General features: G+C 40.7%; 4 protein-coding genes and 1 pseudogene. 4 read left to right on the forward strand and 1 reads right to left on the reverse strand.

Going from position 1 to position 5391, the window contains the following annotated elements; all coding sequences use genetic code 11:
- Positions 1–139 precede the first annotated feature (139 nt).
- A pseudogene (locus PX481_RS05580) lies at positions 140–628 on the reverse strand (hypothetical protein); the annotation flags it as partial.
- 419 nt (positions 629–1047) lie between these two features.
- Here PX481_RS05580 and PX481_RS05585 point away from each other — a divergent pair.
- The 4 genes from PX481_RS05585 to PX481_RS05600 form a co-directional block, all read left to right on the forward strand.
- Positions 1048–2607 (forward strand): hypothetical protein, encoded by a 1560-nt coding sequence (locus PX481_RS05585; protein ID WP_002758541.1) that lies wholly within the window; start codon positions 1048–1050, stop codon positions 2605–2607.
- Between the two features lie 53 nt (positions 2608–2660).
- A complete protein-coding gene (locus PX481_RS05590; protein ID WP_002758542.1) occupies positions 2661–3170 on the forward strand; it encodes a DUF4164 family protein in 510 nt (169 codons plus the stop codon).
- A gap of 365 nt (positions 3171–3535) precedes the next feature.
- Positions 3536–4642 carry a hybrid sensor histidine kinase/response regulator gene (locus PX481_RS05595; RefSeq protein WP_043999005.1) on the forward strand — a complete coding sequence of 369 codons (1107 nt, stop codon included), beginning with the start codon at positions 3536–3538 and terminating at the stop codon, positions 4640–4642.
- A gap of 223 nt (positions 4643–4865) precedes the next feature.
- Positions 4866–5391 (forward strand): cation-transporting P-type ATPase (locus PX481_RS05600; RefSeq protein ID WP_288093933.1); only part of this gene is annotated, 526 nt, incomplete at its 3' end.

Consider the following 5391-nt stretch of genomic DNA (forward strand, 5'->3'; position numbering starts at 1 on the left):
CACCACCTTTTAGACTTTATGCTCGATGAGGCCATCCCTGTTACTCGCGTTAATTCTTCTTGATTTTGGATGGGGAGCTACAGGGCAAAAGCGTTTTGTATTCTGTATTCCTTGCTACATTCTGAATTTGGAATTGCTGGCTATTTTTAGCAAAAAACCAGAGCATCAATAGAACAATAGCGATCGCCAGTCCGCTAAAAACAGTATTTTTATGCTGCTCTAACTGCATGGGTGCGGGGGATTCTTCTTTTTTCTGTTTATTTGTCCCCTTTTTAAATTGCGGTGTACTATCGGGAAGTTTCTCTAAATCGGGAATCTTCGTCATCCACTCATCTGGGCGTTTGAGACGGGGAGCTTCGATAATATAAAGCAGACGCTTGGCCTGTTCGCGAATTTGATAGATAGGATGGGTAATAAGTTGCCTACAGATTTCACTAGCTTTCTCCCCCTCTCCTAACCCTTGATGGGCAGAAATTAACCAAATTTGAATCTCACCCCCTTCTCGGGAGCCTAAGGAAATTAAGGCTAAAGCCGCATTTAATTGCTGGACACTAAGACGATATTGTCCACGCTCAAAAGCACTGATTCCAGCTTGATAAAGGTCTTGAAAAGAAAGATTTTCGGCCACGGAGTCAAGATCGAGATAAATAAAATTTTACATAAGTATAGCAAGAGGTAAGAAGCAAGAGGAAACTTTGATCAGTATCAGATGTGAGTTTTCAGTTCACTGATGGTTCTTCGTTACTTGGTATGGTTTGATCGGGTGGCATAAATAGACTACATCCTTATCTGGCAAGAGACTTAATTGATTAGTTCGTTCTAGATGGAAAACAATTGACAAAAATCGCCAAATGTCTTTCTATATAAGGGTTTCATCTCTTATAACCCCGTCTATTGCCTAACACAAACAAAAAGAACCTCACTTGATTACTGTTTACTGTTCACTGTTTACTGATCACTGAAAAGCTCCCCACCTCCGCCATTGAGAATGAGAATCTCGGCAAAAATCCGGTACACTTTCTGCTAAACCTGTTCAACCCGCACGGTATGAAAGAGATTAATCCCCTGTTGCTAATTATATTAGTGATCGCCACTACAATAATCAGTCTAGTTTTAGGGATTCTATTTGGCAAAAAAGCGGCCTTGTTAGGAATTTGGGCAGTTCCCGCCATGGTCGCTTCTTTTATCCATCCCCGTCTGGGATTATTAGCCCTAATCATCTATCTTCCCCTGAGTAATACCTTCGCTTTGTCTGTGGTGAGAGTTTTTCAGGTAGTGGGCAACTTTATTGGCATAGAGCCCTCCTATGCTCTCTACAAAATCGCCAAGGATGCCTTTTATTTCGCCGCTTTAGCGGCAATTTTAATTAAAACAAAAACTTTTAAACAATTACGCCCCAAAATCAAGCCTTTTCTCATCACAGCTTTGATTTTACTTGCCAGCAGCTTGATAACTTTTCTTTTTGTCAATCTGCCCCAAGGAGCAATTGCTGTGGGAATTGTGGGATTAAAAATCCTCCTCAGTTATATTCCCCTAGTTCTCTGTGGGTACTATTTAATCGAGCAAAAACGAGATTTATTCATGGTTAACCGAGTTTTAATCGTGATGATCTTAGTCTGTTGCGGTTTAGCTCTAATTCAATACTTCTTACTCGTCCAAGGTATCTGTCCTGACAATGAATTCCTCAATCAACTCGAAGTCCGTGTCCCGAAATCTGACAGCCAATTTTATCCGGATATTACCGAAAAAGCCACCTTGAAAGCTCAATGTTTTGTCGGCGGTTCATTGTTGTATAATCCCGATCGAGGCTTAATTCGTCTCCCCGGCACATTTTCCGATCCTTGGCAATGGGGTTGGTTTTTAGTATCTAGTAGCGTCATCAGTTACGCGGCCAGTTTTAGTGATCCGCAAAAAAGATGGCGCGTCGCTGGTTGGGTGGCCATGGTTTTAGTCTTGCTTGCGACTCTGGTTTCTGGACAAAGATTACCTTTTTTGCTAGTACCTTTGTTTTACTTGGTTCTTTTTATTGTTACTAGCAAAAGTAAACGAAAGTTACCATTAAAATTGGGAATCTTGGGACTGATTTCCCTGCTCGCGGTGACGTTAATTCCCTTTATTCAGGAAAGAGGGCTAAATTTTATCGGTCGCTGGCTATATTCGTCTCCCATTGACTTTGTAGGCAATCAAATGCAGTTGAGCTTCAGATATGTACAGCTTTTTGGTTTTGGTTTAGGCAGAGCCAGCAGTGGCGCTCTTCATGTAGCGGGAGAAGAAGGGATAAGACTAATTGAAACCTACTACGCTAAACTCGTCCACGAAATCGGTATCATCGGTTTTATCGCTTTTATGGCACTGGTGACAATTCTCTGTATTCTCACCTTTAAAGCCTATTTAAAAGTAAAAAATGCTGCTTTAAAGCATTGGGGTCTCTGTATCTGGATTTTTATACTTTTTATTAGCTATAACCCCTACTATTATCCTCTCTCCGTCGAGCCTGTTTCTGTTTACTATTGGTTATTCGCTGGAATATTGCTAAAACTGCCGGAAATCAGCGACAAATTGGAAGATGATGCGAGATTTTCCCAAAAAAATCAAGTGGAGAATTAAGAGGATTTTTATCGATAATTACATTATCTCTCGACTGATAGGAGTTAACCGCAATGACAGCAGAAACCGTTACCTATTCCCTGGAATCTGTCCTTAAGGAAATTAAAGATAGTATTAAAGGTGTTGATCGAAAGCTAGACACCTTCCAGAAAGATGTTGAGCAAAAGCTAGACAATCTCGAAAAAAGGTTTGATCAAAAGCTAGACAATCTCGAAAAAAGTTTCGAGCAAAAGCTAGATAATCTCGAAAAAAGGTTTGATCAAAAGCTAGACAATCTCGAAAAAAGTTTCGAGCAAAAGCTAGATAATCTCGAAAAAAGGTTTGATCAAAAGCTAGAAACTTTACAGAAAAATGTCGAGCAAAAGCTAGAAACCCTACAGAAAAATGTCACCGATGTCAAGATAGGACTAGCAACTTTAACAGAGAAAGTCGATAGTATGGATAATCGACTGATCAAGGTGGAAGGAACCCAAAGTAACCAAATTTGGACATTAATAACTCTTTTGAGTGGTTCCTTGATTGCTGTGGGGTTCCGTGCTTTTTTTATGGGCAACAATCCCTAGTCGCTCGCTGTAGAGTAACGAGACTTTCTCGCTTGTCCCACCCGACACGCTGCCCCCAGGAAAAACTTTTTCGGCAAGCCCCTGTTTTTTTTATACACTTTATTTAGGGTTTGCTGAAAAAGTTTGTTGGTGGGGTTAGGAGTCGGTCGTCAGTAGCCGGTCGTCGGTCGTTTCAGGCTTTGTTGCCCTCTCTTTTCGTACCATTTTTGTACTACAAGAAGGATAATGCAAGGTTTTTGAAGGTCCCAATCCGATTTTCGCAGCATGAACATCGGATTTTAACAGGTCAAAAGCCTTATTTTAAAAGGGTTTTACCATTATTCAGCAAACCCTATTTAAATAGTTTGAGTTATAAGATAACCGGCATGACTCAACTCACACTGCGCCCTAGTGTCTTAATTGTCGATGATTTGCCCAATAATGTGCGGCTATTGTCGATTATGCTCACCGAGAAGGGCTATCAGGTACGCAAAGCGATTAATGGACAGATGGCCCTGAATACAGTGCGATCGCTAATTCCCGATCTGATCCTCCTCGATATTAATATGCCCGATCTCAATGGTTATCAAGTTTGTGAACAGTTAAAAGCTGATGAAAAAACCAGAGAAATTCCCGTGATTTTTATCAGCGCTCTTGATGATGTCTTAGATAAAGTCAAAGCTTTTCAAGTGGGAGGTGTCGATTACATTTCTAAACCTTTTCAAGGGGAAGAAGTGATGGCCCGCATCGAAAATCAATTAACTATTTGCCGTCAAAAAAAACAACTCCAAAACGAAATTAAAGAACGTCAAAAAACTGAGGAAACTTTAGAAATTTATCTTCATGCCGTCTCTCACGATCTCCGCAATCCCGTGATCGGGATGTCAATGATCTTAAATAATTTAATTAAAAATTCTCAGGGAGAAACTAAAGAAGTATCCCAGAAGATTTTACAACAGATGGCCAACAGTTGCGATCGACAATTAACTTTAATTGATTCTCTCGTCGAAACCCGACAAAATGATCTTTGGGGAGTTTCCCTAGAACTAAAGCCTTTATCTCTCTACGAAATTGGTCAACAGATCAGTCAGGAATGGGAGTTAAGATTAAAGGAAAATCAAGCAACTTTAATTAATAATTTTCCCCCCGATTTACCCTTAGTTAATGCCGATGCTCACCATCTCTGGCGAGTTTTTGAGAATTTATTAGCCAATGCCCTTAAACACAATCCCCAGGGGATAATTATCACTTTATCCGCTAGACTAGAGGGCAATTATCTCCGGTGTAGTATTGCCGATAATGGGGTGGGAATTAGCGAAACCCAGAGAAAAAAATTATTTGATCGCTATCAACGAGGCAATAATAATCATCAGATTAGTTTAGGACTAGGTTTATATCTATGTCGTCAAATTATCCATGCTCACGGGGGCGAAATTGGCATTATGAATAATGACGAAAAAGGTTCACAATTTTGGTTTACTTTGCCCTACTAAGCTGTTGACTAAGTAGGTAGATGTTAAAAACTTTCAGACACCCCCCTTATCAAGGGGGGATTAAGGGTGGATCTATCTTCAATTTAATTATAACCAGCTACTTATCTACATTACTCGTTAAGACTGTCTATGAGCAGGAAGAGCCAGTTTAAACATTTGTTTTTTCCTGTTACCGGGGAAAGAAAGGGCTAAGATCTATTTAGATCAACTATCTTCACTTGCCATGGCCGCTAATGCCGACTATTCTGCCCATTCTAGCCTTAACTTGCAACAACCTTGGCATACCTATCCGGTGGAAACCACCCTATCTATCCTCGGTAGTTCGGCTGTTAATGGCCTCAATAGGGAGCAAATCGCCCAAAAAATTAAATATTATGGCAAAAATGAACTACAAGAACGTCCAGGGCGCAGTAATTGGCAAATTCTCCTAGATCAGTTTACCAATATTATGCTCCTGCTCTTAATTGCCGTGGCCATAATTTCTGGGGGACTAGATTTACTAGCATTACAGCGCGGTCATCTGGCTAAAATTGGTGTTCCCTTCAAAGATACGATCGCTATTTTAACAATTGTCATCCTCAATGGCATCCTCGGCTATCTGCAAGAAAGTCGCGCCGAAAAAGCTCTGGCCGCTTTAAAAAAACTTTCCTCTCCCCAAGTTAATGTTATTCGCGAGGGTCAACGCAGAGAAATAGACGCGGTTAACCTCGTCCCCGGGGACATCATGCTGATTGAAGCGGGAACCCAAA

It is taken from the genome of Microcystis sp. M53603_WE2 (genome assembly GCF_030065435.1).

Bases quoted from the DNA above. Each gene is read 5' to 3' on its own strand.
- PX481_RS05585 (WP_002758541.1), top strand. From the start codon at position 1,048: ATGAAAGAGATTAATCCCCTGTTGCTAATTATATTAGTGATCGCCACT.
- PX481_RS05590 (WP_002758542.1), top strand. From the start codon at position 2,661: ATGACAGCAGAAACCGTTACCTATTCCCTGGAATCTGTCCTTAAGGAA.
- PX481_RS05595 (WP_043999005.1), top strand. From the start codon at position 3,536: ATGACTCAACTCACACTGCGCCCTAGTGTCTTAATTGTCGATGATTTG.